Origin of the sequence: Cobetia sp. Ld8, assembly GCF_045066615.1 — a bacterium.
In the GTDB taxonomy this organism is placed as follows: domain Bacteria; phylum Pseudomonadota; class Gammaproteobacteria; order Pseudomonadales; family Halomonadaceae; genus Cobetia; species Cobetia amphilecti.
On sequence record NZ_JBISHF010000008.1, the window covers coordinates 1069144 to 1095110 of the forward strand.

26 protein-coding genes are annotated in these 25967 nt (G+C 64.2%); 10 read left to right on the forward strand and 16 right to left on the reverse strand.

What is annotated here, in order from left to right:
* Positions 1 to 231 precede the first annotated feature (231 nt).
* The gene (locus ACJJV2_RS15375) at positions 232 to 573 is read right to left on the reverse strand and encodes a histidine triad nucleotide-binding protein (RefSeq protein WP_043334727.1); all 342 of its coding nucleotides are present in this window, start codon (positions 571 to 573) and stop codon (positions 232 to 234) included.
* Between the two features lie 221 nt (positions 574 to 794).
* On the opposite strand from ACJJV2_RS15375, the gene ACJJV2_RS15380 reads away from it, so the two are divergent.
* The gene (locus ACJJV2_RS15380) at positions 795 to 1625 is read left to right on the forward strand and encodes an RIO1 family regulatory kinase/ATPase (RefSeq protein ID WP_405282068.1); all 831 of its coding nucleotides are present in this window, start codon (positions 795 to 797) and stop codon (positions 1623 to 1625) included.
* 34 nt (positions 1626 to 1659) lie between these two features.
* Here ACJJV2_RS15380 and ACJJV2_RS15385 read toward each other — a convergent pair whose 3' ends face one another.
* The 4 genes from ACJJV2_RS15385 to phaR form a co-directional block, all read right to left on the reverse strand.
* Positions 1660 to 2532, reverse strand: a complete 873-nt coding sequence (locus tag ACJJV2_RS15385) for a phosphoribulokinase (RefSeq protein WP_043334728.1) — start codon at positions 2530 to 2532, stop codon at positions 1660 to 1662.
* Positions 2532 to 2987, reverse strand: a complete 456-nt coding sequence (locus ACJJV2_RS15390) for a thioesterase family protein (RefSeq protein WP_052384717.1) — start codon at positions 2985 to 2987, stop codon at positions 2532 to 2534. Before ACJJV2_RS15390 ends, ACJJV2_RS15385 begins: the two co-directional genes overlap by 1 nt.
* A gap of 259 nt (positions 2988 to 3246) precedes the next feature.
* Entirely contained in the window at positions 3247 to 4539 is a 1293-nt protein-coding gene (purD, locus tag ACJJV2_RS15395) for a phosphoribosylamine--glycine ligase (protein ID WP_043334731.1), read from the reverse strand.
* Positions 4540 to 4704: 165 nt separating this feature from the next.
* Complete coding sequence (gene phaR, locus ACJJV2_RS15400) at positions 4705 to 5223, reverse strand: polyhydroxyalkanoate synthesis repressor PhaR (protein ID WP_043334733.1); 519 nt, start codon at positions 5221 to 5223, stop codon at positions 4705 to 4707.
* Between the two features lie 197 nt (positions 5224 to 5420).
* Between phaR and ACJJV2_RS15405 the strand changes: the two genes are divergently transcribed.
* A complete protein-coding gene (locus ACJJV2_RS15405) occupies positions 5421 to 6146 on the forward strand; it encodes an RsmE family RNA methyltransferase (RefSeq protein ID WP_405282071.1) in 726 nt (241 codons plus the stop codon).
* A gap of 107 nt (positions 6147 to 6253) precedes the next feature.
* Here ACJJV2_RS15405 and ACJJV2_RS15410 read toward each other — a convergent pair whose 3' ends face one another.
* Positions 6254 to 7948 carry a deoxyribodipyrimidine photo-lyase gene (locus ACJJV2_RS15410; protein WP_405282072.1) on the reverse strand — a complete coding sequence of 565 codons (1695 nt, stop codon included), beginning with the start codon at positions 7946 to 7948 and terminating at the stop codon, positions 6254 to 6256.
* A 715-nt stretch (positions 7949 to 8663) separates the two neighbouring features.
* Here ACJJV2_RS15410 and ACJJV2_RS15415 point away from each other — a divergent pair.
* From ACJJV2_RS15415 to ACJJV2_RS15440, 6 genes are read left to right on the forward strand one after another with little or no spacing between them, the layout of a single operon-like run.
* Entirely contained in the window at positions 8664 to 11456 is a 2793-nt protein-coding gene (locus ACJJV2_RS15415; RefSeq protein WP_054555277.1) for a monovalent cation/H+ antiporter subunit A, read from the forward strand.
* Positions 11456 to 11812 carry a Na+/H+ antiporter subunit C gene (locus ACJJV2_RS15420; protein WP_043334740.1) on the forward strand — a complete coding sequence of 119 codons (357 nt, stop codon included), beginning with the start codon at positions 11456 to 11458 and terminating at the stop codon, positions 11810 to 11812. The genes ACJJV2_RS15415 and ACJJV2_RS15420 overlap by 1 nt, the downstream gene beginning before the upstream one ends.
* Positions 11812 to 13353 (forward strand): monovalent cation/H+ antiporter subunit D, encoded by a 1542-nt coding sequence (locus tag ACJJV2_RS15425; RefSeq protein WP_405282074.1) that lies wholly within the window; start codon positions 11812 to 11814, stop codon positions 13351 to 13353. The genes ACJJV2_RS15420 and ACJJV2_RS15425 overlap by 1 nt, the downstream gene beginning before the upstream one ends.
* A complete protein-coding gene (locus ACJJV2_RS15430; protein WP_043334742.1) occupies positions 13350 to 13850 on the forward strand; it encodes a Na+/H+ antiporter subunit E in 501 nt (166 codons plus the stop codon). The genes ACJJV2_RS15425 and ACJJV2_RS15430 overlap by 4 nt, the downstream gene beginning before the upstream one ends.
* The gene (locus tag ACJJV2_RS15435; protein WP_043334744.1) at positions 13844 to 14113 is read left to right on the forward strand and encodes a K+/H+ antiporter subunit F; all 270 of its coding nucleotides are present in this window, start codon (positions 13844 to 13846) and stop codon (positions 14111 to 14113) included. Before ACJJV2_RS15430 ends, ACJJV2_RS15435 begins: the two co-directional genes overlap by 7 nt.
* Positions 14114 to 14131: 18 nt before the next feature.
* Positions 14132 to 14533, forward strand: coding sequence for a Na+/H+ antiporter subunit G (locus tag ACJJV2_RS15440; protein WP_054555276.1), 402 nt, complete (start codon positions 14132 to 14134; stop codon positions 14531 to 14533).
* A 187-nt stretch (positions 14534 to 14720) separates the two neighbouring features.
* Here the strand turns inward: ACJJV2_RS15440 and hemH are convergent, their stop codons facing one another.
* Entirely contained in the window at positions 14721 to 15710 is a 990-nt protein-coding gene (gene hemH / locus ACJJV2_RS15445; RefSeq protein WP_405282077.1) for a ferrochelatase, read from the reverse strand.
* Between the two features lie 242 nt (positions 15711 to 15952).
* Here hemH and ACJJV2_RS15450 point away from each other — a divergent pair, with 242 nt between their 5' ends.
* Entirely contained in the window at positions 15953 to 17587 is a 1635-nt protein-coding gene (locus ACJJV2_RS15450) for a cryptochrome/photolyase family protein (protein ID WP_405282255.1), read from the forward strand.
* A complete protein-coding gene (locus tag ACJJV2_RS15455; protein WP_054555274.1) occupies positions 17584 to 17970 on the forward strand; it encodes a thiol-disulfide oxidoreductase DCC family protein in 387 nt (128 codons plus the stop codon). Before ACJJV2_RS15450 ends, ACJJV2_RS15455 begins: the two co-directional genes overlap by 4 nt.
* Before the next feature lie 16 nt (positions 17971 to 17986).
* On the opposite strand, the gene ACJJV2_RS15460 is transcribed toward ACJJV2_RS15455, so the two are convergent.
* From ACJJV2_RS15460 to rlmB, 9 genes are all read right to left on the reverse strand, one after another.
* Positions 17987 to 18343 (reverse strand): DUF6482 family protein, encoded by a 357-nt coding sequence (locus tag ACJJV2_RS15460; protein WP_405282079.1) that lies wholly within the window; start codon positions 18341 to 18343, stop codon positions 17987 to 17989.
* 215 nt (positions 18344 to 18558) lie between these two features.
* Positions 18559 to 20427 (reverse strand): bifunctional diguanylate cyclase/phosphodiesterase, encoded by a 1869-nt coding sequence (locus tag ACJJV2_RS15465; RefSeq protein ID WP_405282080.1) that lies wholly within the window; start codon positions 20425 to 20427, stop codon positions 18559 to 18561.
* Between the two features lie 196 nt (positions 20428 to 20623).
* On the reverse strand, positions 20624 to 20911 hold the full coding sequence (locus ACJJV2_RS15470) for a hypothetical protein (RefSeq protein WP_043334752.1): 288 nt from the start codon (positions 20909 to 20911) through the stop codon (positions 20624 to 20626).
* Positions 20912 to 20997: 86 nt separating this feature from the next.
* Positions 20998 to 22386, reverse strand: a complete 1389-nt coding sequence (gene dnaB / locus ACJJV2_RS15475) for a replicative DNA helicase (RefSeq protein ID WP_165873876.1) — start codon at positions 22384 to 22386, stop codon at positions 20998 to 21000.
* 286 nt (positions 22387 to 22672) lie between these two features.
* A complete protein-coding gene (rplI, locus tag ACJJV2_RS15480; protein WP_043334754.1) occupies positions 22673 to 23119 on the reverse strand; it encodes a 50S ribosomal protein L9 in 447 nt (148 codons plus the stop codon).
* Between the two features lie 12 nt (positions 23120 to 23131).
* Positions 23132 to 23986, reverse strand: coding sequence for a hypothetical protein (locus ACJJV2_RS15485; protein ID WP_043334783.1), 855 nt, complete (start codon positions 23984 to 23986; stop codon positions 23132 to 23134).
* A 12-nt stretch (positions 23987 to 23998) separates the two neighbouring features.
* On the reverse strand, positions 23999 to 24226 hold the full coding sequence (gene rpsR / locus ACJJV2_RS15490) for a 30S ribosomal protein S18 (RefSeq protein ID WP_024952281.1): 228 nt from the start codon (positions 24224 to 24226) through the stop codon (positions 23999 to 24001).
* A gap of 26 nt (positions 24227 to 24252) precedes the next feature.
* Positions 24253 to 24633, reverse strand: coding sequence for a 30S ribosomal protein S6 (rpsF, locus tag ACJJV2_RS15495; RefSeq protein ID WP_043334756.1), 381 nt, complete (start codon positions 24631 to 24633; stop codon positions 24253 to 24255).
* Between the two features lie 347 nt (positions 24634 to 24980).
* Positions 24981 to 25892 carry a 23S rRNA (guanosine(2251)-2'-O)-methyltransferase RlmB gene (gene rlmB, locus ACJJV2_RS15500; protein WP_353888910.1) on the reverse strand — a complete coding sequence of 304 codons (912 nt, stop codon included), beginning with the start codon at positions 25890 to 25892 and terminating at the stop codon, positions 24981 to 24983.
* Positions 25893 to 25967 lie beyond the last annotated feature (75 nt).

A 25967-nucleotide genomic window follows, 5' to 3' on the forward strand; every position in this document is an offset into this window, starting at 1 on the left:
TGCACGGCGTGAGCAATGAGGCCATCTTACGCAAGCCAGCCCGCGACGGTAAGGGGCAGAGTGTCGCCGGACGAGGCCTGACCGGCTCCCTTGCGCCGTGGCTTCCCCAATGCAAAACCGGCAATGCCGTTTTCACGACATTGCCGGTATGCGCCTGTGTGCCGCGCGCTTGTTATCGCTAGCCGCTACCTGCCCGCGAACCGCCGGTACAGGCGCCTGCTCTATGCCGGCTCAGCCAGCCGGCCATGTGAAGCGGCGACCACCCATCAGGTGCATATGAATATGATAGACCGTCTGGCCGCCATCTTCATTGCAGTTCATCACCACGCGATAACCGCCCTCGGCAAAACCGTAGTCCTTCGCCAGTCTGGCGGCGGTGTACTGCAGGCGCCCTACCGTGGCCAGCTGATGCTCCTCGATATCGTTGAGCGTGGCGATGTGCTGCTTAGGGATGATCAACACATGGGTCGGCGCCTGCGGATTGATGTCATTGAAGGCCAGCACCTCATCATCCTCATAGACGATATCGGCGGGAATCTCGCGGTTGATGATCTTGCAGAACAGACAGTCCATGACACCTTCTCCCTTGAAGTGGGGCTGCCCACGGCAGCGTGGCCTGCCAGCGTAGCGCCAGCCGGGCAACAGGCCAAGGGCAGACGCAGGAAAACGCGGGCCAGTTGGCGGACAGGGCAATGTCGCCTTTAGGGAAACAGACTGATTCACCGCTGCCAGTGGGCGAATGAGGAAAACAGTAGGATAATCATTGTTACCCCGCTAACGAGAAGCCGACTGTCATGCCCGTGTTCACTCGCCAAGATTCCTCCCTGCGCAAGGCCAACCCCGAACTGGAGGCCGGCCTTGGTTCTCACGGCGAGACACGAACGGCCACTGTCGGCGCCCCCGCCGTCGATCGCGCTGAGCCTACGCGCGCCGAGAAGGCGCGCGCTGTACTGCGTGCCGCGCCCAGGGTCGCGCGTGTTGACGGCGAGCAGGCCCCGGGCGAGTTCCTGCAGCGTGCCAAGGGCTTTCTCAAGGCCGAGGTCTATATCACGCACCTCAATGGCCAGCCGGTGGTCTGCAAGGATTACCGCCGCTATGCCGGCACGCCGGCGGCATTGGTGGCACGCTGGCTGGTACGCCATGAGCTGAAGATGCTCGAGCGTCTGGGCGACTGGATACACGCCCCCCGCGCCGTGGCGCGCCTGTCACCGCTGTCGCTGGCGATGGAGTACATCCCCGGGCCGTTGCTGAGTGATGCCGCCCTGGATGACGTGACGGATGCCCGCCTCAGTCAGCAGCTGATTCTCGTCGTGCAGCAACTCCATCAGCGTCAGATGGCCCACAACGACATCCGTGGCTCCAACGTCGTGCTGCGCGATGGCGTGCCGGTCCTGATCGACTTCACCTCTGCCGTCCGCCTGCCGCGCCTGCCGGGCACGGCCACTCTTGCGCGCATGATGCGCCGCTTCGACCTGCGTCACTCGCTGAAGCTCAAGCAACGCACCCTCGGCCTGCCGTTGAGCACCCGCGAGGCGCACCTGCTGATCCGCAGTGGCCGCCTGAATCGCACCCTGCGCGCCTGGAAGAAAGGCATCCTGCCACGCCTCAAGGGCCGCAAGCACTGAGCCACCCCAAGCCCAGCCCCCTTCATGTCTCCCGCTAGCGAAACCGCCGCTGCGCCAGCAGACTCTTGACCAGCGGCGTGATGATCAGCTCGATGGCCAGTGCCATCAGCGCGCCGGGCACCACCAGCGTATGCGGGCGCGACATGAACGAGCCCTGGATCATCGCGAGCAGGAACGGGAAGTCGACACTGCCGGGATCGCGGAAGTGGATCACGACCATCGACTCGGCGTCCGTCGGGATATCCTGCGGCTCGAAGGGGTTGGAGGTATCCACCGTCGGCACGCGCTGGAAGTTGATGTGCGTGCGTGAGAACTGCGGCTGGATGTAGCGTACGTAGTCATCCATGCGGCTCAGGATGGTGTCCACCACTGCTTCCTGGGAGTGCCCGCGCAGCTTGGTGTCCCGATCGATCTTCTGGATCCACTCCAGATTCATGGTCGGTGCCACCCCGATCAGCAGATCGACATGACGCGCGATGTCATGCTCCGGCGTCACCAGCCCGCCATGCAGCCCCTCGTAGAACAGCAGGTCCGTACAGTCCGGCAGCGACTGCCATTCGGTGAAGGTGCCGACCTTGTAGCCGGCCTCGATCATGCGCTTGTCTTCGGCATGGATGTAGTGACGATGCGTGCCGGAGCCCTGCTCGCCATATTCGACGAACAGCGCTTCCAGACGATCCAGCTGGTTGGCCTCGACGGCGAAGTGAGACAGCTCGCGCTTGCGCTCCGGCGCCTCCTGAAACATGCGCACCAGCTCGTCACGGGTATAGCGGTGAAAGGCATCCCCATCCACGTAGGCGGCATGAATCGCCTCACGCGAGAACATGCGCTCGAAGGTGCGCATGACAGTGGTGGTACCCGCGCCGGAAGACCCCGTCACGGCGATGATCGGATATTCCCGCGACATCAGTTGGCTACCCGGGACGACATGGCTGAGACGGCCTGCTCGATGGCGGCACTGGCGCGCGCGCTCGGCTCCGCCAGCCCCTGCTCGCCAGCGAACACCAGCCCGACGCGCAGCGTCGCCAGTACCGCGTCATCGCTGACACGCAGCAGGCGGTGATGGACGCCAAGCCCCTTGCCGGACACGCTGTCGATGGCCGTTTCCACCACGAGCGCGTCGCCCAGCCGACCCTCGCCCTGATACTGCACGGCGAGATCCGCGACGATGCTCATCAGCCCATCGATGTTCCATTCGGGGAAGCCCAGCGCCTGCCAGGCCTGGCCCCGCGCCTCGTGCGCCAGGCTGACTACGCTGTCGTGGCCCAGGTGCTGGCCATAGTTGATGTCGCTGACCCGAATCGTCATCGGGTGGCGATGTACCAGGCGGGAAACCGGAAATTCAAGCCGGATACGGTCCATGCAGACTCCTTGTCGGCGAGACAGGAAAAGGGTTCAGGGCGGACGGCGACGCCATCTTTCGACGCCGGTCAGCCTCAAGAAGGAATATAGGATGACTAGGGTTATCGCATGCCCGACACCGACATGACCAGACCCCGACACGATGGTCGTAGGCGCTCAGGGCGTCCAGAGACACCCCAACGACAAGACCCGGCCTGAGGCCGGGTCTTGTCGTGAAGCAGGCATGTCGCAGGGCGATGGCCCGTGCGACTCAGCGCTTTCAGCTATCGCCGCGCTCGCGAGCGATGGCGCGCCAGGCGATGTCGCGACGCACCAGCATGTCCTGCCAGCTGATGGCATCGACGCCTTCATAGGCACGCTCGGTGGCCGCCGCGACGCTGTCGCCCAGTGCGGTGACGCACAGCACGCGACCACCGCTGGTGACGACCTGGCCGTCCTGCTCGGCGGTGCCGGCATGGAAGACCTTGCAGCCGGTCGCTTCGGCAGCGTCGAAGCCACTGATGACATCGCCCTTGCGGTAGCTGGCCGGGTAGCCGCCAGCTGCCAGCACCACGCCGACCGCCGCGCGGGAATCCCACTCGCAGGTCTGGGTGTCGAGACGCCCGTCTTCAGCGGCCAGACACAGCGCGACCAGATCGGACTTCAGACGCACCATGATCGGCTGGGTTTCCGGGTCACCGAAGCGGCAGTTGTACTCGATGATCTTCGGCGCGCCCTGGGCATCGATCATCAGGCCGGCATACAGGAAGCCGGTATAGGGATGGCCTTCGGCCGCCATGCCACGCACGGTGGGCAGGATGATCTCGTCCATCACGCGCTGGTGAACGTCAGCCGTCACCACCGGCGCCGGAGAGTAGGCCCCCATGCCGCCGGTGTTGGGGCCGGTATCGCCTTCGCCGACGCGCTTGTGATCCTGACTGGTGGCCATCGGCAGCACGTTCTCGCCGTCGACCATCACGATGAAGCTGGCTTCCTCGCCGTCGAGGAATTCCTCGATCACCACGCGTGCGCCGGCATCGCCGAAGGCGTTGTCCTCGAGCATGTCACGCACGGCGGCGCGGGCTTCCTCGTCGCTCATCGCGACCACGACACCCTTGCCTGCCGCCAGGCCATCGGCCTTGATGACGATGGGCGCCGGATGGGCCGCCAGGTACTCAAGCGCCGCATCGACCTCCGCGAAGGTCGCATAGTCGCCGGTCGGGATGGCATGACGCGCCAGGAAGTCCTTGGTGAAGGCCTTGGAGCCTTCCAGCTGGGCGGCGCCGGCCGTCGGGCCGAAGCACTTGAGCCCCGCCTCGCGGAAGCGATCGACCACGCCGATCACCAGCGGCGCTTCCGGGCCGACGATGGTCAGCTCGATGGCGTTGTCACGCGCGAAGGCGACCAGCGCATCGAGATCGTCAGCGGCAATCGCCAGATTGGTCAGCTTGGACTCGCGCGCCGTACCCGCATTTCCGGGCGCCACGAAGACCTCCTCGACACGGGATGACTGGGCGGCCTTCCAGGCCAGCGCATGTTCGCGGCCACCGCCGCCGATGATCAGGACCTTCATCTTTTCAACCTTCATGAGCCAGTGAGGATCAGGGCTACCCGCATGGCGCGAGCTACCGAGGAAATATCAGGCTGCGCATTATGGCAGAAAGGCGCCCTGCTCGGGGCGCCCCTTTTCACATCACGATGAATTTATGTGAAAGCTGGATCTGACACGGTGTCACACTCAGCGCCGCTCATCGTCCGGCGGCGTATCCGACTCATCAGGCGCCGCATCCGCATCGCTCGGCTGTGAGCGTGAGGCGTTCTTGCCAGCACCCATGCCAGCGCCCATGGCCTGCTGCCAGAAGCGCAGGTTCTCTTCGGCGACCTCGCGCATCATCTCCATCGGCGAGTGACGCATGGCCTGGGACCACTGCTCCTGCATGCGCTGCTGCTGTTCCATCATCAGCCGCGTGCCCTGCTCCAGATAACCGGCCAGCGGCAGCGGCTTGGCCATCGCGTAGATGCGGATGAACTGCTCCAGCAGCTCGTTGGAGAAGACCTCGGCCTCGCCCTCGCCCTGCTCCTGCTCGATGATGATGGTCAGCAGGATGGTGCGCGTGAGGTCCTCACCGCTCTTGGCGTCCTCGACCTTGAAGACCTCTTCCGCCAGCACCAGGCTGCGCAGGTCTTCCAGGGTCACGTAGCGGCTCTGCTCGGTGTCATATAGGCGCCGATTGGCATATTTGCGGATCACTCGCACGTGTCAGGCTCCTGTCGATTTTTCTTCATTGTGCACTCAAGGGGGGGGACTGCAAGAAAAGGCGTCTCCACGCGTCAGCCATTGACGCCATGCCAACGCTGTCCCCGTCGGGTCAGCATGCACGACATGCTAGAATAACGCCCGCTTGCCGCTGTCTGTAAGCGATGCATCCCGCCCTCCACTGCCCCGGTATTGCCATGAATCTGATTTTGCTCGGCGCTGACGACCTGACCGCTCAGGACCATGCACGTGTCACGGACCCACGCCGCCTGCGCCATCTGCGTGAGGTGCATCGTGCCAGTGTCGGCGACGAGATGACGCTGGGGGTGGAGGGTGGCCTGATCGGCCGTGGCCGCCTGGAGCGACTGGAGGCGGACAGCGCCGAATTCAGCCTGACGCTGGACCGTCAGCCGCCGGCGCCACTCGACGTGCATCTGCTGCTGGCGCTGCCGCGCCCGCGCATGCTGGCACGCTCGCTGGAACACGTCACGGCATTGGGCGTGAAGCACATCACCCTGCTGCATACGCGGCGGGTCGAGAAGAGTTATTGGCAGTCGCCGGAGCTCAAGGAAGACAAGATTCGCCAGCATCTGGTGCTGGGACTGGAGCAGGCGCGTGACACCATCATGCCGACGGTGACCCACGAGAAACTGTTCAAGCCCTTCGTGGAAGACCGCCTGCCAGCACTGATGACGCCAGCATCAGGCACGCCTCCGCGTGGCATCATCGCCCATCCGGGCATGCCGGATGAATGCCCACGCGCCGTCCGCGAGCCGGTGATGCTGGCCATCGGCCCGGAAGGCGGCTTCGTGGACTATGAGGTCGAGAAATTCATGGCGGCAGGCTTTGAAGGGGTGCATCTGGGCGAGCGCATCCTGCGCGTCGAGACAGCCGTCACGGCGCTATTGGCCCGTCTGGGCTGAAGAGCGCCAAGTCATAGCAGCAGGTCATGGAAGCAGCAGGTCATGGATGAGGTGCCACCAGGGCTTGGGTCTTCCCGGACGACTGGCGTGATATCGACACCGTCCGATCACACATCGAAGCCCGCCAGATGCCGCCATTCGCCCCAATGGATGGCGGCGTCGTAATCGAGCAGGCAACGCTCGAACCAGCGCGCGCCCAACCGCCAGTCGCCGCCGCCCTCCAGCCAGACACCGGCCAGATACTTGCGCTCGGACCACGGCAACCAGCCTTCACGTACCAGCACCTGCATGGCCTTGTCGGCCCGGGCATCGCCGGTTCGCCCTTCGCTCCAGCGCGCAAAGGCGGCGTCATTTGCGGCGTCTTCCCGCAACGCGGCGCCATACCAGGCCGCGCGAGCCTCCTCATCCTTGTCACGCAGCATGCGCTGCCAGCACTCACGCTGCAGCACGATGGCCAGCAGCTGCTGATTGATCGCCTCATCACCCGCCTCGCGGCGGCGGGCATCCAGTACCTGCAGAATGCGGCGCGGACTGATGCAACCCAGCGCCAGCCATGCTGCCAGTGGCCATGCATCCGCCGGGCGCGCCATCAATTGCATATCGTCCAGCGTCTTCCCCGCCTCCCGCTGGGGTGCCAGTCCCGTCGGCACACCAGCGCCTTCGGCATCGACAGAGTGCGATCGCTGATAGGACGCCCCTTCGATCGAGTCGTCATCGCCCTTGCCGGCATCTCCCTTCGCCCAGGCCTTGCCCCACAGCAAGGTCGACAGGTATGCGCGGGCGGGTTCCTCGCCACCCTGCAGCTCCGCAAGCCTGGCAGTCGCCGGCTGCCAGGCTTGCGCCGAGCCACAGATGGCATCCAGCGGCGGAAAGCCACGCGAGGCAGAATCGGGCCACGGCGGCAGGGAATAGGGCAGCCCCTGCAAGGGTGACTGCGCCTCGCACAGCGCGCGCCACTGCTCATCGTTCAACCCTGTCGGCAAAGGCTCGTGTTGAGACAGAGCCTCGCGTTGAGAGAGAGCCTCGCGCTGAGGGCGTGCCTGCATGGCGCCGGGCGTCGGCGTCAGCACAGCACAAGGCGGCAGCATCAGGTCGGCCACGCCAGCGTCATCGCCACCACTGGCGCGCAGCACCCGCGAGGCAAGCGCGGCGCAGGTCGTCAGGGCGTCATGATCGCCTGATGCGCCTGTATCAGCAGAGGCCGTGTCACGCAGAGTGAGATCACTGGAGGGAGCCGCACGCTCGTCTACAACGCAGGACGCTTCATGCGCCACACGCAGGCGAGCCGTCTCTTCGCGGGGGGATCTGCCCGGCAGCAGGCGATCAAGCAGAGGGCCATCCAGCAGCTGGCTATCGAAGGCGATCTGGTCAGCAGGATGACAGTGGAGCCGGGTCGAGGCCGGCAGACGCCGTGAGAGCTGCTGCAGGGCGCGGCTGTCTTCCGGCGCGGCGGCGAGGCTGACTTCCAGACACTGGACATCATGCTGGGCGACCTGCGTCAGCACTTCCTCGACGGGGTCCCCGACGCGCACCAGCAGGTCGCTGCCGCGGCGCAGCAGCATGCCTCGCAGATTCATCAGGCTCTGCCACAGCAGGCGCAGACGCGCTGGCCCCAGGCGCGGCAAGCCGTCGCTCGGCGTCAGCCAGCGACGGTCGAAGACATACATCACCAGCATCTGATGCGGGCGACGTGACAGGGGCAGCGCGAACAGCGGGTTGTCTTCCAGCCGCAGGTCGTGACGCAACCACACCAGAGAGGTTTCCGGTGCGTTGCCCGAATTCATGCTGGCGACCTCGTGCATGATGACTCCGTGGAACGTATGGCGTGCAATATTTGTACAAGAAAATCGACATCTTGTACAACACTTCACACGGTACATGTCGCGTTCCGGCGGGTCGGGCATGCGCTGGCGAGGGGTGCAAGTGCGTGATACATTCGAGAGGTTAGGTCACGTTCCATCAATGTTTTCAACAAGATCGCGCAAGTGTCTCCACTCGAACACACACTTGTCATCCAGGGGCTTCAGGAGGAATACGGCCATGCTCGCAAGACATGACATGACCGCACCAACCCGGCATATTCGCCGTCTGCCCGTTGCGGGCAGCCGGGGACGCGCTGCGGACCTCATCCCATCCTGGATGCTGGCACCCCGTGCCGTGCGACTCCCCTTCCTGACGGATCCGCCCCTTGCGACGGTAACGTCATGCCCGGAGCGATTGACGCGCTGAACCCGCGCCAGATCCTCCGTGCAGCCTGAGCCAGCCACTGCCAACCCTTGCTGCCGCGTGACGCATGTCGTGTCTCGCATGGCCCCATGAGAACGTCTTCCTGACAAAGTCTCGTGTGTCCGGCACTTCATCGCGGCAACCTGCAGTGCGCTCGCCTATTCTGTCGGCACCCAGTGGCCGAAACTCCGCCTCCCGATCTCGAAGCTGGCAGTCCGGCCCTGAGCCTGTGTCTGCGCTGCCCACGAATGACGGACTACGTACTACAACAACGACTGGAGCGAGTCTTCCATGACCCTGCTGTTGATCGTGCTATTGCCGTTACTCGGTGCCCTGGTGCCCTTGATGGCCAGAAATCTGCCCCGTGCACGCCTTGCCTGGCTGACCGCGGTGGCGCCTGCCATAGCACTCGGTATCGCCGTCTTCCACCTCGGAGACGTCTTCTCGGGCATGGTGCCCCAGTTCCATCTGCCCTGGATCGCGGAGCTGGGACTCAACCTGTCGCTGCGCTTCGATGGTCTGTCGGGGCTGTTCGTGCTGCTGATTCTCGGCATTGGCCTGCTGATCATCCTCTATTCCCGCTATTACCTGTCGGGCGAGGATTCACTGGCACGCCTCTACAGCTTCCTGATGCTGTTCATGACTGCGATGCTCGGCATCGTGATGGCAGACAACCTGCTGCTGATGTGGGTGTTCTGGGAGCTGACCAGCCTGAGTTCCTTCCTGCTGATCGGTTACTGGTACCAGCTGAGCGAGGCGCGCAAGGGCGCCCGCATGGCCCTGACCGTCACCGGCGCCGGGGGTCTGGCACTGCTGGCCGGTATTCTGGTCATCGGGCATATCGTCGGCAGCTACCAGTTCGATGACGTACTGGCCGCGGCGGACCAGATCCGCTCCCACGAGCTCTATCCGGTCGCGCTGGTGCTGGTGCTGCTGGGCGCCTTCACCAAGTCGGCCCAGTTCCCGTTCCAGTTCTGGCTGCCCCATGCGATGTCGGCACCGACGCCGGTGTCCGCCTTCCTGCACTCCGCCACCATGGTCAAGGCCGGTGTCTTCCTGCTGGCGCGCATGCACCCGGTGCTCGCGGGGACAGACCTGTGGTTCTACATCGTCAGCCTGACCGGTCTGGCCACCCTGCTGTATGGCGCCTGGTTCGCGCTGATGAAGCAGGACCTCAAGGGCGTGCTGGCCTTCTCGACCATCAGTCACCTGGGCCTGATCACGCTGCTGTTCGGCTTCAACAGCCAGATGGCCGCCGTCGCGGGCCTGCTGCACATCATCAACCACGCCACCTTCAAGGCCTCGCTGTTCATGGCCGCCGGCATCGTCGATCACGAGTGCGGCACGCGTGACATCCGCAAGCTCAACGGCCTGTATCGCTACATGCCGCATACCACTGTGCTGGCGATGGTCGCCTCGGCCTCGATGGCCGGCGTGCCGCTGCTCAACGGCTTCCTGTCCAAGGAGATGTTCTTCGCCGAGAGCCTCGATGCCCAGCTGCTGGGCGGTCTGTCGTGGCTGATTCCGGCGCTGGCGACCCTCGGTGGCATCCTGTCGGTGGCCTACTCGCTGCGCTTCATCCACGATGTCTTCTTCAATGGCGAGCCGAAGGATCTGCCCAAGACCCCGCATGAGCCGCCGCGCTACATGAAGCTGCCCATCGAGGTGCTGGTGCTGATCTGTCTGCTGGTCGGTATCCTGCCGTCGCTGGTGATCAAGGACCTGCTGGTCAGTGCCTCCGCCAGCGTGCTGGCCGGACCGGTACCGGACTTCAGCCTCGCCATCTGGCACGGTTTCAACCTGCCGCTGCTGATGAGCGGTATCGCGCTGGCGGGCGGCGTCGCCGTCTATGCCCTGCGCCATCATCTCTATTCCTTCCAGCGCCAGTTCCGCGCCCGCAATGCCTTGCTGGTGTTCGAGGCCAACGTGCAGCGTCTCGTCAAGCTTTCCGAGCGCAGCATGGACAGCTTCGAGAACGGCTCGCTGCAGCGCTACATGCTGTGGCTGCTGCTGACCGCGCTGCTGTTCGTCGGCATCGGCCTGCTGGCCGTGCCGCAACTGGGCGGGGAGCTTGAGCAACAGCCCTTCGATGGCATGCTGCTGACCGGCGCCGTGATCACCGGCCTGGCCGGCCTCGGCACCGCGATCACCCACCGCAAGCGCCTGATCTCGCTGCTGATGCTGTCCGTGGTCGGCCTGATGACCTCGCTGGCCTTCGCGCGCTTCGCCGCACCTGACCTGGCACTGACCCAGCTGGCGGTCGAGGTGGTGACGATGATCCTGCTGATGCTGGCGCTGTTCTTCCTGCCCCAGCGCACGCCCAAGGAATCCAGCGCACGCCGCATCATGCGCGACGTGCTGCTGGCCAGTGCCTTCGGCGTGGTGGTGGCGAGCCTCAACTTCGCCATCCTGACCCGCCCGGTGGAGTCGATCTCCGACTTCTTCATGGCCAATGCGGTCTCCGGTGGCGGTGGCCATAACGTGGTCAACGTGATTCTGGTCGACTTCCGTGGCTTCGATACGCTGGGTGAGATCACCGTACTGGGCATCGCGGGTCTGGCGATCTTCAAGCTGCTCAACCGTCTGCGCCTGTTCATGCCGTCCAGTGACCTGGATGGCCGTGGCTGGTCGCCGGATCGCCATCCGATGATCCTGGCCACCGTTTCCCAGACGCTGCTGCCGCTGGCACTGCTGGTCTCGGTCTACATCTTCCTGCGTGGCCACAATGCGCCGGGCGGCGGCTTCATCGCCGGCCTGGTGACGGCAGTGGCCATCATCCTGCTCTACATCGCGCGTGGCGTGGACTGGACGCAGCGCTGGCTGCGCTTCCCCTATCAGCCCGTCGCGGCGGCCGGGGTGTTGATCGCCGGCCTGACCGGCGCCGGCAGCTGGGTGTTCGGCTATCCGTTCCTGACATCCTCCTTCGGCCACTTCACCCTGCCCGTCATCGGGGAAATCGAGCTGGCCACCGCGCTGCTGTTCGACCTCGGCGTCTACCTGACCGTGGTCGGCGCGACCCTGATGATTCTCGCCAATCTGGGCAAGCTGACGACTCCGCATCGCCCGACCAAGGAGAAGATGTGATGGAAGCCCTCTACGCCACTACCACCGGCCTGCTGGCCGCCTGCGGTGTCTACCTCACCCTGCGCGGCCGCACCTTCCCCGTCGTGGTCGGCCTGACGCTGCTGTCCTACGCCGTCAACCTGTTCCTGTTCTCCATGGGTGGCCTTGCGATGCACGGCAATCCAGCCGTGGTCGGTGCCGGTTCACCAGCGGCTGACCCGCTGCCTCAGGCGCTGGTGCTGACCGCCATCGTGATCGGCTTCGCCATGACGGCCTTCGTGGTCATTCTGGCGATGCGCGCGCGCGGCGATCTGGGCAGTGACCACGTCAACGGCAATCGCCTGGATGATTCGAAAGAGAAAGAGGACACCAAGTGATGCTGCAACACCTGATTGTCCTTCCGATTGTCCTGCCGCTGCTGGTGGGGGCGGGCCTGCTGCTGAGTCGTGCCACCTCACCGATTCTGCGCCGCACGGTCAGCCTGGTGGCCCAGGCATTGATGGTGGCCATCGCCATCGCGCTGGTGGTGCAGGCCGGTGATGGCACCATCCGCTACTACGCGCTGGGCGACTGGCAGCCGCCGTTCGGGATCGTGCTGGTGCTGGATCGCCTGTCGGCGACCATGGTACTGCTCAGCTCGCTGCTGGGACTGCTGGCCTGTCTGTACGCCACGGCGGGCATCGATGAGACCGGCTCCAACTTCCATGGTCTGTTCCTGCTGCAGCTGATGGGCATCAACGGCGCCTTCCTGACCGGCGACCTGTTCAACCTGTTCGTGTTCTTCGAGGTGCTGTTGATCGCCTCCTACGCCCTGCTGCTGCATGGCGGCAGCAAGGCACGCACGCTGTCGGCGCTGCACTATGTGGTGCTGAACCTGATGGGCTCGGCGTTCTTCCTGATCGCGCTGGGTATCCTGTACGGCGTGACCGGCACCCTGAACATGGCCGACATGGCGGTCATCGTCACCACGCTCGATCCGGGCCGTGCCGGCCTGATGGAAGCCGGTGGCCTGCTGTTGCTGGTGGTGTTCGGCCTCAAGGCGGCGATGCTGCCGCTGTACTTCTGGCTGCCACGCGCCTATGCCGCGGCCTCGGCACCGGTGGCGGCGCTGTTCGCGATCATGACCAAGGTCGGTATCTATTCCATCCTGCGCGTCTACTCGCTGATCTTCACCGACAACGCTGGCGCACTGGCGGACCTCGGTCGTGACTGGCTGTGGTGGGCGGGACTCGCCACCCTGGTGGTGGCGATGCTGGGTGTGCTCTCGGCGCGTGATCTGCGCACCCTGGTGGCCTATCTGGTGATGGTATCGGTGGGCACGCTGCTGACGGCGCTGGGCATGAACACGATCGAGGCAGACAGCGCGCTGCTGTTCTACCTGATCCACTCGACGCTGGTCACCGGCGGGCTCTTCCTGCTGGTCGACGTGGTCGCCGGTCAGCGCGGCAAGGCCGGGGCACGCATCGTGCGCTCGCGCCCGCTGCTGCAGGCAGGCCTGCTGGGCGGCCTCTTCCTGATCGGCACCGCCGCCGCCGCCGGGCTGCCACCGTTCTCGGGCGCCATCGGCAAGGCGCTGATTCTCGCCTCGGCGACGCCGGAGCAGCAGATCTGGCTGTGGCCGCTGCTGCTGCTGGCCGGTCTGTGCTCGCTGGTCGCCTGCTCACGCGCCGGTTCCAGCGTGTTCTGGCGCACCAGCAAGGCCGAGCCCAGCGGCGAGCGCACCGGCGTAGCCCGTGGCATCGCCACTGGCGGGCTGATCTCGGCCGCGCTGATGCTGGTCATCTTCGCGGGGCCGCTGGCGAACTGGACCAAGGCCACCGCCGAGCAGCTGTCCAACCCGGCCCCCTATCTTGAATCCTTGCTCGGCAAGGACGCGGCACCGGAAACCGCGCCGCCGCTGAAGGGAGATGTCTCATGATCAAGCCTCGTTCCCGTCTCTTGCCCACGCCGATGCTGTCGGTGCTGCTGTTGATCGTCTGGCTGATGCTGCAGAACAGCGTCGCGCCCGGTCAGATCCTGCTCGGGGCAGTGCTGGCCATCGCGATTCCCATCCTGACCTACCGCTTCTGGGAGCCGCAGCCCGACCTCCAGAAGCCCTGGCGGCTGATCAGCTATTTCCTGCGCGTGATCATGGACATCATCATCGCCAACCTGCAGGTGTCCTACCTGATCCTCAATCCGCGCGCCAAGTTCCGGCCGGCCTTCGTGCGCTATCCGCTGGAGCTTGAGGAGAAGTTCCCGATCACCCTGCTGTCGAGCACCATCACGCTGACACCAGGCACGGTCTCGGCCTATCTGACGCTGGATGGTCGCCATCTGATCATCCACGCGCTGGATGTCGAGGATGAGCAGGAGTTGATCGACGAGATCCGCCAGCGCTACGAGCGTCCGCTCAAGGAGATCTTCGAATGCTAGACATCGCCCTGTGGATCAGCATCGCGCTGTTCGCCGCCTCGCTGGTGCTCAACGTCTTCCGGCTCGCCATCGGGCCGGACCTGCCGGACCGCATTCTGGCGGTGGACACCATGTACGTGAACTCCATCGCCCTGATCGTGCTGTTCGGCATCCAGCTCAACAGCAAGTCCTACTTCGAGGCGGCGCTGTTGATCGCCATGCTCGGTTTCGTCAGCACCGTGGCAGTCTGCAAGTACCTGCTGCGCGGCGACATCATCGAATGACCTGAGCGGAGACTCCCCATGCCCACCTGGTTCTATCCTGTCCTCGAAGGCGTGATCGCCTTCTTCCTGGTTGCCGGCGGCCTGTTTGCCTTCATCGGCTCTCTGGGACTGACGCACCTCAAGGACTTCTACATGCGCCTGCACGGCCCCAGCAAGACCACCACGCTGGGGGTCGGCTGCGTGCTGATGGCGTCGATGATCTATTTCCGCGCCACCACCGGCCACTTCAGCTTTCAGGAAATGCTGGTGTCCATCTTCCTGTTCATCACCGCCCCCGTGACCGCTCACCTGCTGTCCAAGGCGGCGCTGCACCAGAAGCTGGTGGCGGACAGCCGCACACGCAACGTGCCGGAGCGACTCGAAGTCGCCGAGGAGCCGGACGAGGTCAACGCCGAGGCCAGCGAATCCCGCCTGCCGTGATCGTCACTCGGCTCTCGCCAGGCAGGCTCTCATCAAGCGGGGCCAAGCCACGAGAGCAGATTCACGAGCGCTGATTCGCAGGAGCGGATTCACGAACAGCAGGCCAGCAACATGAAAACGCCCCACCAGTGATGACTGGTGGGGCGTTTTCATTTCTCGGGCAATGGCAGTATGACGGGCCTGCTCGTTACCAGCCCTGAGTATGCTGGCGACACAGCGCCTCGAGCAGATCGATATGGTCACTGCGGTCATTGAGCGCCGGAATGTAGCGGAAGTCGCCACCACCGGATTCGGTGAAGTAGCCGCGGTTCTCTTCCTCCAGCTCTTCCAGCGTCTCGAGACAGTCAGCCGCGAAGGCCGGCGAGATGACATCGACGCTTTCCAGCCCTTCACCGCCCCACGCCTTCAGCGTTTCATCGGTGTACGGCTTGAGCCACTCGGCCTTGCCGAAGCGCGACTGATAGGTCATCGCCCACTCATCGTCACCAAGCCCCAGCGCCTCGGCCAGCAACTGGCTGGTGCGCTCGCATTGCGTCGGATAGGGGTCGCCTGCGGTGGCATAGCGCTTGGGAATGCCGTGATAGCTCATCAGCAGGCGCTTGCCACGCCGACCTTCCTTCTCCCAGTGCTCACGCACGCTGGTGGCCAGCGCCGCGATGTAATCCGGGTGGTCGTGATAGTCGCGCACGAAACGCAGCTCCGGCAGATGCGGGCACGGCTTGAGTGCGCGCGCCAGGCGATCGAAGACCGCGGCGGTGGTCGTGCGCGAAAACTGCGGATAGAGCGGCAGGATCAGCATGCGGTCGGCACCGCAGCTGGCGAGCTTGCGCCCCACCTCTTCCATGGTCGGCTTGCCGTAGGTCATCGCCAGTTCGACGGGAATATCCTCGCCCAGTGACTCGGCCAGGCGTGCTTCCAGCGCGGCGCGCTGACGCTTGCCGATGGCCATCAGCGGCGAGCCGTCTTCCGTCCACACCGAGGCGTAGGCCTCGGCCACCTTCTTGGGACGCGTCGTCAACACCAGGCCATGCAGAATCGGCAGCCAGAGCAGACGCGGCAGGTCGATCACGCGCACATCACCAAGAAACTCCGCGAGGTAACGGCGCACCGCCTTGGGGGTCGGGGCATCGGGGGTGCCGAGATTGACCAGCATGACGCCAAAACGCGGGGTACTCATGGATGATGGACTCCTGACTAGGGGCAAGAAGAGAGGTAAAGCGGCAGCGTATCCACTTTCACCGCAGCGCAGCCAACTTCACGACAGCGCAGTCATATTACCAGCTCGCCCTGTGCGTGAGGGATGAAGTTATACTATCATCACGATTTGTATAGCTTTAAGACAATTATTGTCACAACCCCTCCGGAGTCCTCGTGCCCGATACCACTCCCGCTACCCTGCGCCTGGCGACGCGTCATGACTTGGCGCGGCCATTGGTGCTGATCCTCGGCGACCAGCTCAGCCATGAGCTGGCAAGCCTCAAGCAGGCACCCGCCGACAGCGTGATCGCCTTCTGCGAGGTCGAGGAGGAAGGCCGCTACGTGCCGCACCACCCGCACAAGATCGCGATGATGCTGGCCGCGATGCGCCATCACGCCCAGGAACTCAGGGAGTGTGGCTGGCAGGTACATGAAAGCCGACTGGAGGACCCGGACAACCTCCAGCGCCTTGCCAGCGAGGCAGAGCGTCTGGCCGACCTGTATCAATGTGATGGCGTGCTGGTGACCCGCCCAGGCGAGTGGCGGCTGCTGGACGACTTTCTGGCGCGGCGCGAGGCCGGCAGCGTGCGCTGGGAAGTCCTCGAGGACACACGCTTCTTCACCACGCCGGCAGCCTTCGCCGGCTGGGCCGAGGGCCGCAAGCAACTGCGCATGGAGTACTTCTATCGCGAGCAACGCCGTGACACCGACCTGCTGATGGAAGGCAGCGAACCCGCCGGCGGCAAGTTCAACCACGACCACGACAACCGCGAACCGATTCCAGACGACTTCCACGCCCCACCGCCGCCGGTGCATGCCCATCACGAAGATGCGACGACCAGCGAGGTACTGGCGCTGGTCGCGGCGCGCTTCGGGGAGCAGGCCAGTGACAAGGAACGCCACTTCGGCAGCCTCGAGAACTTCAACTGGGCCGTCAACCGCGCCCAGGCTCGCTCTGACCTCGCGCATTTTCTCGATCACTGCCTGGCGGACTTCGGCCGCTATCAGGATGCCATCGAGGACAGCGATCCCTTCCTGTTCCATTCACGCCTGTCTGCCGCGCTCAATATCGGGCTCTTGAGCCCGCAGGAGGTCTGCAGCGCAGTGGATGCTGCCTGGCGGCGCGGCGAGGTGCCGATCAACTCGGCGGAGGGGTTCATTCGTCAGATACTCGGCTGGCGAGAATATGTGCGCGGCATCTACTGGACGCGCATGCCCGGCTACAAGCGCGAGAACCGGCTGGAAGCCAGCCGCAACCTGCCGGAATTCTTCTGGACGGGGGACAGCGGCATGCGCTGTCTGGATCAGGCCATCGCCAGCACCCGCGAGCATGCCTACGCCCACCATATTCGTCGCCTGATGGTCACGGGCAACTTCGCGCTGCTGTGCGGCGTGAAGCCCGAGGCGCTATGCGACTGGTATCTGGCGGTCTATGTGGACGCCTGTGAATGGGTCGAGCTGCCCAATACGCTGGGCATGGTGCTGCATGCCGATGGCGGCCTGATGGGCTCCAAGCCCTACTGCGCCTCGGGCAAGTACATCGACCGCATGTCCAATCACTGCGACAGGTGTCAGTACTCGCCGAAGAAGGTCACCGGCCCGCATGCCTGCCCGTTCAACAGCCTCTACTGGCACTTCATCGAGCGCCATCGCGAGGCATTGTCACGCAATACGCGCATGTCACTGGTCTACGGCAGCTGGCGACGCATGAAGGACGACAAGCGCGAAGCCCTGCTGCAACAGGCCGACGCCTTTCTGGCTCGCCTCGACAGCGCCGCGGACTATGGCAGTGATGCCCATCGCGCCGGTTACTACGCCGCACCCTCCAGTCTCACGACCGACAAGGAATCCTCATGAGTCGCATCTGGCAAGCCAGCGCACCGGTCACGCTCTATCACGATGGCAAGTGTCCCCTGTGCCAGCGCGAGGTCGCCTGGCTGGCCAGGCATCCCGGGCGGGAGCGGGTCAGAACGGTGGATATCCGTGCACCAGATTTCTCGCCTCAGGCGCTGGGCTTGAGCTTCGAGACGATGATGGGACGTCTGCATGTGCAGGACGCACGCGGGGAGTGGTATGTCGGCATGGATGCCAGCCGAGCACTCTATGCGGTACTCGGCTACCGGCGCCTGGTGCGCCTGTCGCTGCTGCCGGGCCTGCGCCCGCTGATGGACTTGAGTTACCGCTTCTTCGCCCGCCATCGCGAGCGCATTGGCCGCTGGGTGCCTCAAAAGCACACCTGAGCCAGGAGGCGCGGGCTCAGAAGCTCAACGGGATACGCGAGTTCAAGGGTTGATGGTACTGTGGCGGGCGGCCGATCATCTCGTCATTGGCGACCTGCGAGACCAGCCACGCCCGTGACATCCCGCCCCGCTTGAGCTCGCTGTAGACATCCTCCAGCGAGCGGAACAGCATCGGCTTGCCGCGCTTCATCAGCAGCTCACTGCGCTCCTCCTCTTCTTCGCCGGCGGCTTCCAGCACCAGCTGGACCTGATAGAAACGACTGGCGGCATGACTGATCACACGCGCCTCCAGTGCAGGGTATTCGGCCATCAAGGATTGCAGATTGCTGGTAAAGATGGCGGACGGCGTGAAGATGCTGGCGGTTCTGGACATGTAAAGACTCCTGCGCATCCAGGGGACTGCGCATGGTAAGGCCGTAAGACGACGACGTGGTACAAGGATAGCCCGTGAAAACAGGGGCTGGGCGACTCAGGCATCCGAGCAGCCCGACACTTCAGGATGAACTTCAAGGCTTCACGCCAGACTGATGGCCAGCGATGACAGTCATGGGGCAGGCGGATGACGATTGAGTGACTCGCAGGCAGAGATCACTGCACTGGTGAGGCACACGCCTCGATGACTCGCCCGGAGTCCCGCGCCTTGGCCTCGCTCTTGAGCTCGCTCCAGCGCGCGGCGATCCGGGTCGTCTCGCACCCGGCAAGACCATGCAGCGCTACCAGTGACAGTCGCGTCAGCGGAAAGAAGCGCGTGGTGCCGAAGCGGTCGTGGCCCTGAAAGCCTCCCGCTGCCAGCACATCGGCCGGATACAGGCTGGCGACCGCATGCTGGAATGCCGACTGCAGGCCAGCCAGACGTTGCTCGAGCGCTGTCAGGCGCAGTGCCCGGTGAGATTCGGTCATGCACAGCGTCATCACGAAATCATCGCCGCCGACATGGCCGAGAAAGTCACCCTCCTGCAGCGCATCGCGCAATACCGTCGCCAGCGCCAGCAACATGCGGTCGCCCTGCGCGTGGCCGAAGCGGTCATTGAAGGGCTTGAAGTTGTCGAGATCCAGATAGATCGCGGCCCATTCGGCACTGCGCGCGTTGCGGTCCTCTCGCAAGTCCTCTCGCAAGCCCTCGCCCAAGCCCGCTCCAGCCACGCACTCGAGCAACTGACGCTCGATCGGCCCGTTGCCCGGCAGGCGCGTCAGTGGGTTGGCCTCCTCGGCGCTCGCCACCTGCAGCTCCGTAATGATGCGCAGCAGATCCAGGGTGCGTCCCAGTCCCTGATAGCGCCCGCCCCGCGTGATGATGAAGTCCTCATCGCGATCACTGCCTTCGCGGCCGGTCACCTTGGCCGAGACGCGCTCCAGCGCTTCATCTGCCTCGACGCGCAGCGGACTGGACTGCATGACCTCGTGGATCATACGACGCGCATGCAGTTCCGGCCCGAAGCGCTGGCTCAGCAGCCCCAGCAGGCGATGGCGGATGATCAGGCCCACCGGTCGTTGTTGCTCGTCCACCACGGCCAGCGACATCACCTCCTGCTCGGCATGCAGACGCTGGGCGACCTCATTGACGGTGACATCCTGCTGCACCGGCGTCACGGCGCGCGCCAGACTGCCGATGCTGCGGCCAGGCGGCGGGCGCTGCTGCAGCCTGCGACTCAGCTGGCGCAGATGCCGGTCGAGCGCAGCGCGCTGGCCAAGCGGGTCGGCCTCGGCTGGCGCGAACAACCAGCCCTGCAGGTAGTCGGCCCCCAGCTGGCGCACGCATTCCATTTCCGCCTCATGCTCGATACCCTCGGCGATCACCTGACTGCCACTGCCGTGGGCGATATCGATGATCGAGCGCACGAAGCGCCGCTTGAGCGGGTCGGCATGGATGCCACTGATGAAGTGACGGTCGATCTTGACGAAGTCCGGCTGCACCGACGACCACAGCTTGAGGCTGGCATAGCCCTCCCCGAGATCATCCAGCGCGATGGCGAAGCCCATCGATTGATAGTGGCTGACGGCTTCCCGCATCAGCGCCGAATCCAGCCCCGGCGTCTGCTCGGTCAGCTCGATCACCACCTGATGCGGACGCAGGCCGAAGCGCCGCAGCAGGCGACGCGTCAGGCCGGGCGAGTGGGCGCCATCCAGCAGCACATCGGGAGATACGTTGATGAACAGCCGCTCCGTCAGGCCCAGCATCGACCATTGCTCGAGCGCACGCTCGCGACACAGGCTGTCGAGCTCCACCAGGCGGCCGTGCTCGCGCGCCGCCGAGAACATCGTCAGCGGTGAGGCCAGCGGCCCCGCGGCATTCCCGCGCGCCAGCGCCTCATAGGCGAAGACCTCACGACCATTGGACGACACGATGGGCTGGAAATGCATGCTCACCTGGCGCAGACGCAACAACGCCTCCAGTGCATGACGGGATTCGACGACAGGCTGGCCATGAGCGGCTTGCAGGGACGGGGATGGGAGCATGTCAGAATCTGAACATGCTGATATGACAGAGGGATGACAAAGGTGCCGCGCGGCGCATGAGGCGCCTCATCCGACAGAGGGGATGCCAGACGTCAGATCGACTAACTCGATATACCGACTATCTCGATCAAAACAGGATCACGCCATGCCGGCCTGGCAGCCGCCATGGCGTGATCCTCAAGCGCCAGGGTGACGCTTACAGCGAGTTGGGGTCGATGGCCTTGCCGAGGGAGTTGCGGTCGATCCACTTGCCCGCCTTGGTCTCCTTGTAGCGGAAGACGACCATGTCGCCGGCTACCACCGGCACTTCACTGTCTTCGGTCTGGTAGCTGTAGCTCTCACCTTCCACGACCAGCGTGAAGCGGTAGAGGTCCGGCATGCCCAGCCATTCCTTGAAGGGCCCTTCACGCTCCAGGCTCTCCAGCGTGCCGCGGCCCTGCAGCTTGGGGGTACGTGCGCGTCCGCGCCCAAATCCACCTGCCATGCTATCTCCTCCCCGTCAGTGCGGGTCTTGCGAGGCAACGGCGATGCCGCCGCCCGGGTACATGATTGACGCGCGTACGCATCACGTTATTCAGCGAAGGCCTGGCCATAACTGTCGGGCGCCAGGTCCTCGAAACGGGTGTACTTGCCGATGAAGGCCATGTGAACGGTACCGATGGGGCCGTTACGCTGCTTGCCGATGATCAGCTCGGCCAGTCCCTTGTTGTCGGGATTGTCCTTGTTGTAGACCTCATCACGGTAGACGAAGGCGATGACATCGGCATCCTGCTCGATGGCGCCGGATTCACGCAGATCCGACATTACCGGGCGCTTGTTGGGGCGCTGCTCAAGCGAGCGGTTCAGCTGCGAGAGCGCCACGACCGGGCAGGCGAATTCCTTGGCCAGGCCCTTCAGCGATCGCGATATCTCGGAGATCTCGGCGGTACGGTTCTCGGAAAGTCCCGGCACCTGCATCAGCTGAAGGTAATCGATCATGATCAGGCCGATGCCGCCATGCTCACGCGCCATGCGTCGACAGCGCGAGCGCATCTCGTTGGGCGACAGCGCCGCGGTGTCATCGACGAACAGCTGCTTGTCCTTGAGCAGGTTGACCGCCGAGGTCAGGCGCGGCCAATCCTCGTCTTCCAGCTGGCCGGTACGCACCTTGGTCTGGTCGATGCGGCCCAGCGAGGAGATCATGCGCAACATCAGCGATTCGGCGGGCATCTCCATCGAGAACACGGCGACCGGCTTGTCGCCGGAGACCACGGCATGCTCGACCAGGTTCATGGCGAAGGTGGTCTTGCCCATCGAGGGACGGCCGGCAATGATCACCAGATCCGACGGCTGCAGGCCGGAGGTCATGTCATCGAGATCACGGAAGCCGGTCGACAGGCCCGTCATCTGGCCCTTGAGATTGAACAGCTCATCGATGCGGTCCACCGCGCCGGTCAGCAGCTGACTCATGCCCTTGGGGCCACCGCTCTTGGGCCGCGACTCGCTGATCTGGAACACCAGGCGCTCGGCCTCGTTGACCAGCTCATCGGCATCACGGCCCTGCGGGCTGAAGGAGCTCTCGGCGATCTGGTTGGCCGCCTGGATGAGCTTGCGCAGCGTGGCGCGCTCGCGAACGATGTCGGCATAGGCCTTGATGTTGCTGGCCGAGGGCGTGTTGCGCGCAAGCTCAGCGAGGGTCGCCAGCCCGCCGACCGACTCGAGCTGGTCACGACTTTCCAGCAGCTCGGACAGCGTCACCACATCCAGCGGGCGGCTGCCGCCGACCAGCTGAGACATGGCGTTGTAGATGAGACGATGCTCATAGCGATAGAAATCGTCGGCCACCAGCCGCTCGGAGACGGTATCCCAGGCGCTGTTGTCCAGCATCAAGCCGCCAAGCACCGACTGCTCGGCCTCCAGCGAATTGGGCGGCACCTTGAGCGCTGCCGTCTCGCGATCCTGATCCTGAATCTCGCTCATGCCTGGCTGACTCCTGCTGATGACTGACATGCCCGCGGGGGCTTCTAGTTTCACGCATTGACGCAAGCCTGCCAACCGCCGCGCCCACGCCGAAGCCTCTTCCTGACGGGGGCAGGCATTCTACCGGATTTTGTGCGTCATCGCCTCGCCGGCGACCAGTCAAATGCCACGCCGACAACAAATCGCGCCCATGAAAAAACCGCCTTCGCATCGAGGATGCAAAGGCGGCTTGGGTACCGCAGCAGTCGCCACACCGGATCACCGGCCAGCCACTGTAAATCAGCGATTACTCGCCGACCACGACCACACGGACAGTGGCAGTCACTTCAGCGTGCAGCTGCAGCACGATGTCGTATTCGCCAGTGTTGCGCAGCGGGCCTTCCGGCATGCGGACTTCGCTCTTGGCGATGTCGATGCCAGACTGGGCGATAGCTTCGGCCAGATCACGCGGACCGATGGAACCGAACAGCTTGCCTTCTTCGCCAGCTTTGGCGACCAGGGACAGTTCGATTTCGTTCAGCTGAGCGGCACGCGCTTCAGCTTCGGTCTTGCGCTCTGCAACCTGTGCTTCCAGCTCAGCGCGCTGAGCTTCGAAAGCTGCCTGGTTTTCAGCAGTGGCCGGAACTGCCAGGCCGTACGGCAGCAGGTAGTTGCGACCGAAGCCAGCCTTGACGGAAACCTGGTCACCCAGGTTGCCCAGCTTGCCAATCTTGTCGAGCAGAATGACTTGCATCTCGTAAACCTCTTATCGATGACTGCCGGCGAGACGTGCGCGAAAATCCGCAAAGACGTCCACAAGCGCCAACAGCAGCAAAATCAGAATCGTGGGCCAGGTGGTCAGCATCATGAAATAGACGCCGACGAGCCATAACCCGCTCATCCCCTTTAACCCGATGTAACCATGTACCAGGGCAATGCCCGCCACCAGCAGCGGTATCCAGATCAGCAGGAGCACTGCAGGCACATTGAGCAGTACGCCAATGATCCCGCAGGCTGCCAGTATCAGGATTTCGGGCAAACTCAGCCGAAAGGCATGGAATTCGCTGCGAAACCCACCCGGATTATAGAGCCCGGACTGCCAACTGCGCGCCAGGGCCAGACAGCCCGTAGCGGCCAGCAGGACCACCAACCCGGTAATACCACCGATGACCAGCCCTGCGAGCTGTTCAGTCGGCACACCTTGAGCGGCAAAGTCGTTCAAGCGTGCGTCAAGCTCAGGGGCATTCTTGCGAATGCTCTCAAGCAGTGGACCGGCTCCGCCTGGTGGCAGGAATATCCCGGACTGCACCATCAGTGCCGCCGTCAGGCTGGCGCCTATCAGCGCCTCACCCCATCGCACGCGAGCGCGTAACAGGGTTGCCATCAGGGTGACCAGCAATACGGTTGCCAGAGGCACCGGATCGCCTTGTACCCACCACCAACCGGCCGGAACGGCGGCGGCGATGACTACGGGTGCGGCAGGCGCAAGGCCACGCCGAAGCGTGACCAGCGCACTGATGGCGGCACTGAACCAGAAGAACCAGGGCACGATTCCCGTCAGCAATGCAATCGCGATGCATTGCAGGGGGCCGCGCATGGCCCAGCGTGCCAGTGCCAGCATCATGGTGTCGCCTTACTGGTGGCTGTCGCTGTACGGCAGCAGAGCCAGGTAGCGAGCACGCTTGATGGCAGTCGCCAGCTGACGCTGGTAGCGTGCCTTGGTGCCAGTGATACGGCTCGGGACGATCTTGCCGGTCTCGGTGATGTAAGACTTCAGGACTTCGATGTCCTTGTAGTCGATCTGCTTCACGCCTTCAGCGGTGAAGCGGCAGAACTTGCGACGACGGAAAAAACGTGCCATTGCAATGACCTCCTGGGGGTGCGGTATCAGTTAGCGTCTTGAGCTTCGGATTCGTCACGCTTGTCTTCGCGACGCGGACGCTTCTCTTCAGCCGGCTTCATCATCGGAGACGGCTCGATGGCCGCTTCCTTTGAACGCACAACCAGGTTACGGATGACGGCGTCGTTGAAACGGAAGATGGTTTCGAGTTCTTCGACCACCTCACCGGTAGTTTCGACGTTCATCAGCACGTAGTGGGCCTTGTGGATCTTGTTGATCGGGTAGGCCAGGTGACGGCGACCCCAATCTTCCAGACGATGCACAGTACCGCCGGCTTCGGTCACGATGGAGGTGTAACGCTCGATCATGGCCGGAACCTGTTCGCTCTGGTCCGGGTGGACCATGAACACGATCTCGTAGTGACGCATGGCTTGGCTCCTTTCGGTTTGACAGCCCCCACGGCGCGTCTCGGGCCGGGAAGCAAGGAGTGGAGTGATTACTACGGTTGTGCCATTCAGACCCGAAGGCCACGAAAGACGCGCACGGGCGAGGACAGGTGCCCCCATGCCGCGCATTCACTGCAGACTGCACTTCACAGAACCGCAGTATTGTAGAGAGGAGTCAAGGGCTTGGCAAGCGGCCCGTGAAAGACAGCCAGCCCCGTTCCGCCGGCCGTCTCTCTCTTGCCACTCTCTTGCCACTCTCTTGCCACTCTCTTGCCACTCTCTTGCTTCTACCCTGCCCCTCCCCTGACTATCCCCTGCCGACAATTGCCTCAGCCGCGGCGCTGACGCACGGCCTCGAACAGGCAGATGCCCGCGGCAACCGAGACATTGAGGCTGGAGACGCTGCCCGCCATCGGCAGCTTGATCAGGCTGTCGCAATGCTCGCGGGTCAGGCGACGCATGCCCTTGCCCTCGGCACCCATCACGATGGCGACCGGGCCGGTGAAATCGGCTTCGAAGGCCATGGATTCGGCTTCGCCCGCTGTGCCCAGCACCCAGACACCGGCTTCCTTCATGGCGTCCAGCGTGCGGACCAGGTTAGTGACCTGATAGACCGGCACCACTTCCGCGGCCCCACAGGCCACCTTGCGCACGGTCGCGTTCAGTGAGGCCGACTTGTCCTTGGGCACGATGACGCCATGGGCGCCCGCGGCATCGGCACTGCGCAGGCAGGCGCCGAGGTTGTGCGGATCCGTGACGGAATCCAGTACCAGAAACAGCGGAGCTTCTGCGTGGGACCAGCCATCGAGACGCAGCTTGAGGCCGGTCTCGTTCTCGGTGGCCAGCGGCGCACACAGCGCGACCAGCCCCTGATGGGCGCCACCACCGACGGCCAGTGCATCCAGCTCTTCGCGCCCCTTGAGGGTGACGCGCGAGCCGGCGGCACGCGCCTGCTCGATGATCTCGCTCAGGCGCAGCTCGGCCTCGCCCGCCTGCACCCATAGTTCGCTGGGTGCGCGGTCACGTGCCAGCAAGGCTTCCACGGCGTGCACGCCATAGACGGCTTCCAGGCCACCGGGAATCTTCGGCGCGGCGGCGCGAGCGCCACCCTTGCGTGCCCCGCCACGCTCATGACGCTGAGCGCCGCTGCGCTCGCCTCGGGATTGCTCACTTCTGGCGTGGCTAGCACGCTCGCCGGCGGGCTTGCCGCGGCCGGGCTTGCGCCCCTTGTCCTGACTCATTGTGCCTTCCTGACTGATGACCCGACGGGCCCTGTCACATTGACGGAAACTGAGCTGCCGCCGACGCGACAGCCT

Excerpts from the sequence above, each read along its gene's own strand:
- ACJJV2_RS15420 (WP_043334740.1), top strand. The coding sequence starts at position 11,456 with ATGGAAGCCCTCTACGCCACTACCACCGGCCTGCTGGCCGCCTGCGGT.
- ACJJV2_RS15415 (WP_054555277.1), top strand. The coding sequence starts at position 8,664 with ATGACCCTGCTGTTGATCGTGCTATTGCCGTTACTCGGTGCCCTGGTG.
- rlmB (WP_353888910.1), bottom strand. The coding sequence starts at position 25,892 with ATGAGTCAGGACAAGGGGCGCAAGCCCGGCCGCGGCAAGCCCGCCGGC.
- ACJJV2_RS15455 (WP_054555274.1), top strand. The coding sequence starts at position 17,584 with ATGAGTCGCATCTGGCAAGCCAGCGCACCGGTCACGCTCTATCACGAT.
- hemH (WP_405282077.1), bottom strand. The coding sequence starts at position 15,710 with ATGAGTACCCCGCGTTTTGGCGTCATGCTGGTCAATCTCGGCACCCCC.
- purD (WP_043334731.1), bottom strand. The coding sequence starts at position 4,539 with ATGAAGGTCCTGATCATCGGCGGCGGTGGCCGCGAACATGCGCTGGCC.
- rpsF (WP_043334756.1), bottom strand. The coding sequence starts at position 24,633 with ATGCGTCACTACGAGATCGTGTTCATGGTCCACCCGGACCAGAGCGAA.
- dnaB (WP_165873876.1), bottom strand. The coding sequence starts at position 22,386 with ATGAGCGAGATTCAGGATCAGGATCGCGAGACGGCAGCGCTCAAGGTG.
- ACJJV2_RS15425 (WP_405282074.1), top strand. The coding sequence starts at position 11,812 with ATGCTGCAACACCTGATTGTCCTTCCGATTGTCCTGCCGCTGCTGGTG.
- ACJJV2_RS15440 (WP_054555276.1), top strand. The coding sequence starts at position 14,132 with ATGCCCACCTGGTTCTATCCTGTCCTCGAAGGCGTGATCGCCTTCTTC.
- ACJJV2_RS15410 (WP_405282072.1), bottom strand. The coding sequence starts at position 7,948 with ATGCACGAGGTCGCCAGCATGAATTCGGGCAACGCACCGGAAACCTCT.
- ACJJV2_RS15460 (WP_405282079.1), bottom strand. The coding sequence starts at position 18,343 with ATGTCCAGAACCGCCAGCATCTTCACGCCGTCCGCCATCTTTACCAGC.
- rpsR (WP_024952281.1), bottom strand. The coding sequence starts at position 24,226 with ATGGCACGTTTTTTCCGTCGTCGCAAGTTCTGCCGCTTCACCGCTGAA.
- ACJJV2_RS15465 (WP_405282080.1), bottom strand. The coding sequence starts at position 20,427 with ATGCTCCCATCCCCGTCCCTGCAAGCCGCTCATGGCCAGCCTGTCGTC.
- ACJJV2_RS15405 (WP_405282071.1), top strand. The coding sequence starts at position 5,421 with ATGAATCTGATTTTGCTCGGCGCTGACGACCTGACCGCTCAGGACCAT.
- ACJJV2_RS15470 (WP_043334752.1), bottom strand. The coding sequence starts at position 20,911 with ATGGCAGGTGGATTTGGGCGCGGACGCGCACGTACCCCCAAGCTGCAG.
- ACJJV2_RS15430 (WP_043334742.1), top strand. The coding sequence starts at position 13,350 with ATGATCAAGCCTCGTTCCCGTCTCTTGCCCACGCCGATGCTGTCGGTG.
- ACJJV2_RS15485 (WP_043334783.1), bottom strand. The coding sequence starts at position 23,986 with ATGCTGGCACTGGCACGCTGGGCCATGCGCGGCCCCCTGCAATGCATC.
- ACJJV2_RS15390 (WP_052384717.1), bottom strand. The coding sequence starts at position 2,987 with ATGGACCGTATCCGGCTTGAATTTCCGGTTTCCCGCCTGGTACATCGC.
- ACJJV2_RS15375 (WP_043334727.1), bottom strand. The coding sequence starts at position 573 with ATGGACTGTCTGTTCTGCAAGATCATCAACCGCGAGATTCCCGCCGAT.
- rplI (WP_043334754.1), bottom strand. The coding sequence starts at position 23,119 with ATGCAAGTCATTCTGCTCGACAAGATTGGCAAGCTGGGCAACCTGGGT.
- ACJJV2_RS15385 (WP_043334728.1), bottom strand. The coding sequence starts at position 2,532 with ATGTCGCGGGAATATCCGATCATCGCCGTGACGGGGTCTTCCGGCGCG.
- ACJJV2_RS15380 (WP_405282068.1), top strand. The coding sequence starts at position 795 with ATGCCCGTGTTCACTCGCCAAGATTCCTCCCTGCGCAAGGCCAACCCC.
- ACJJV2_RS15435 (WP_043334744.1), top strand. The coding sequence starts at position 13,844 with ATGCTAGACATCGCCCTGTGGATCAGCATCGCGCTGTTCGCCGCCTCG.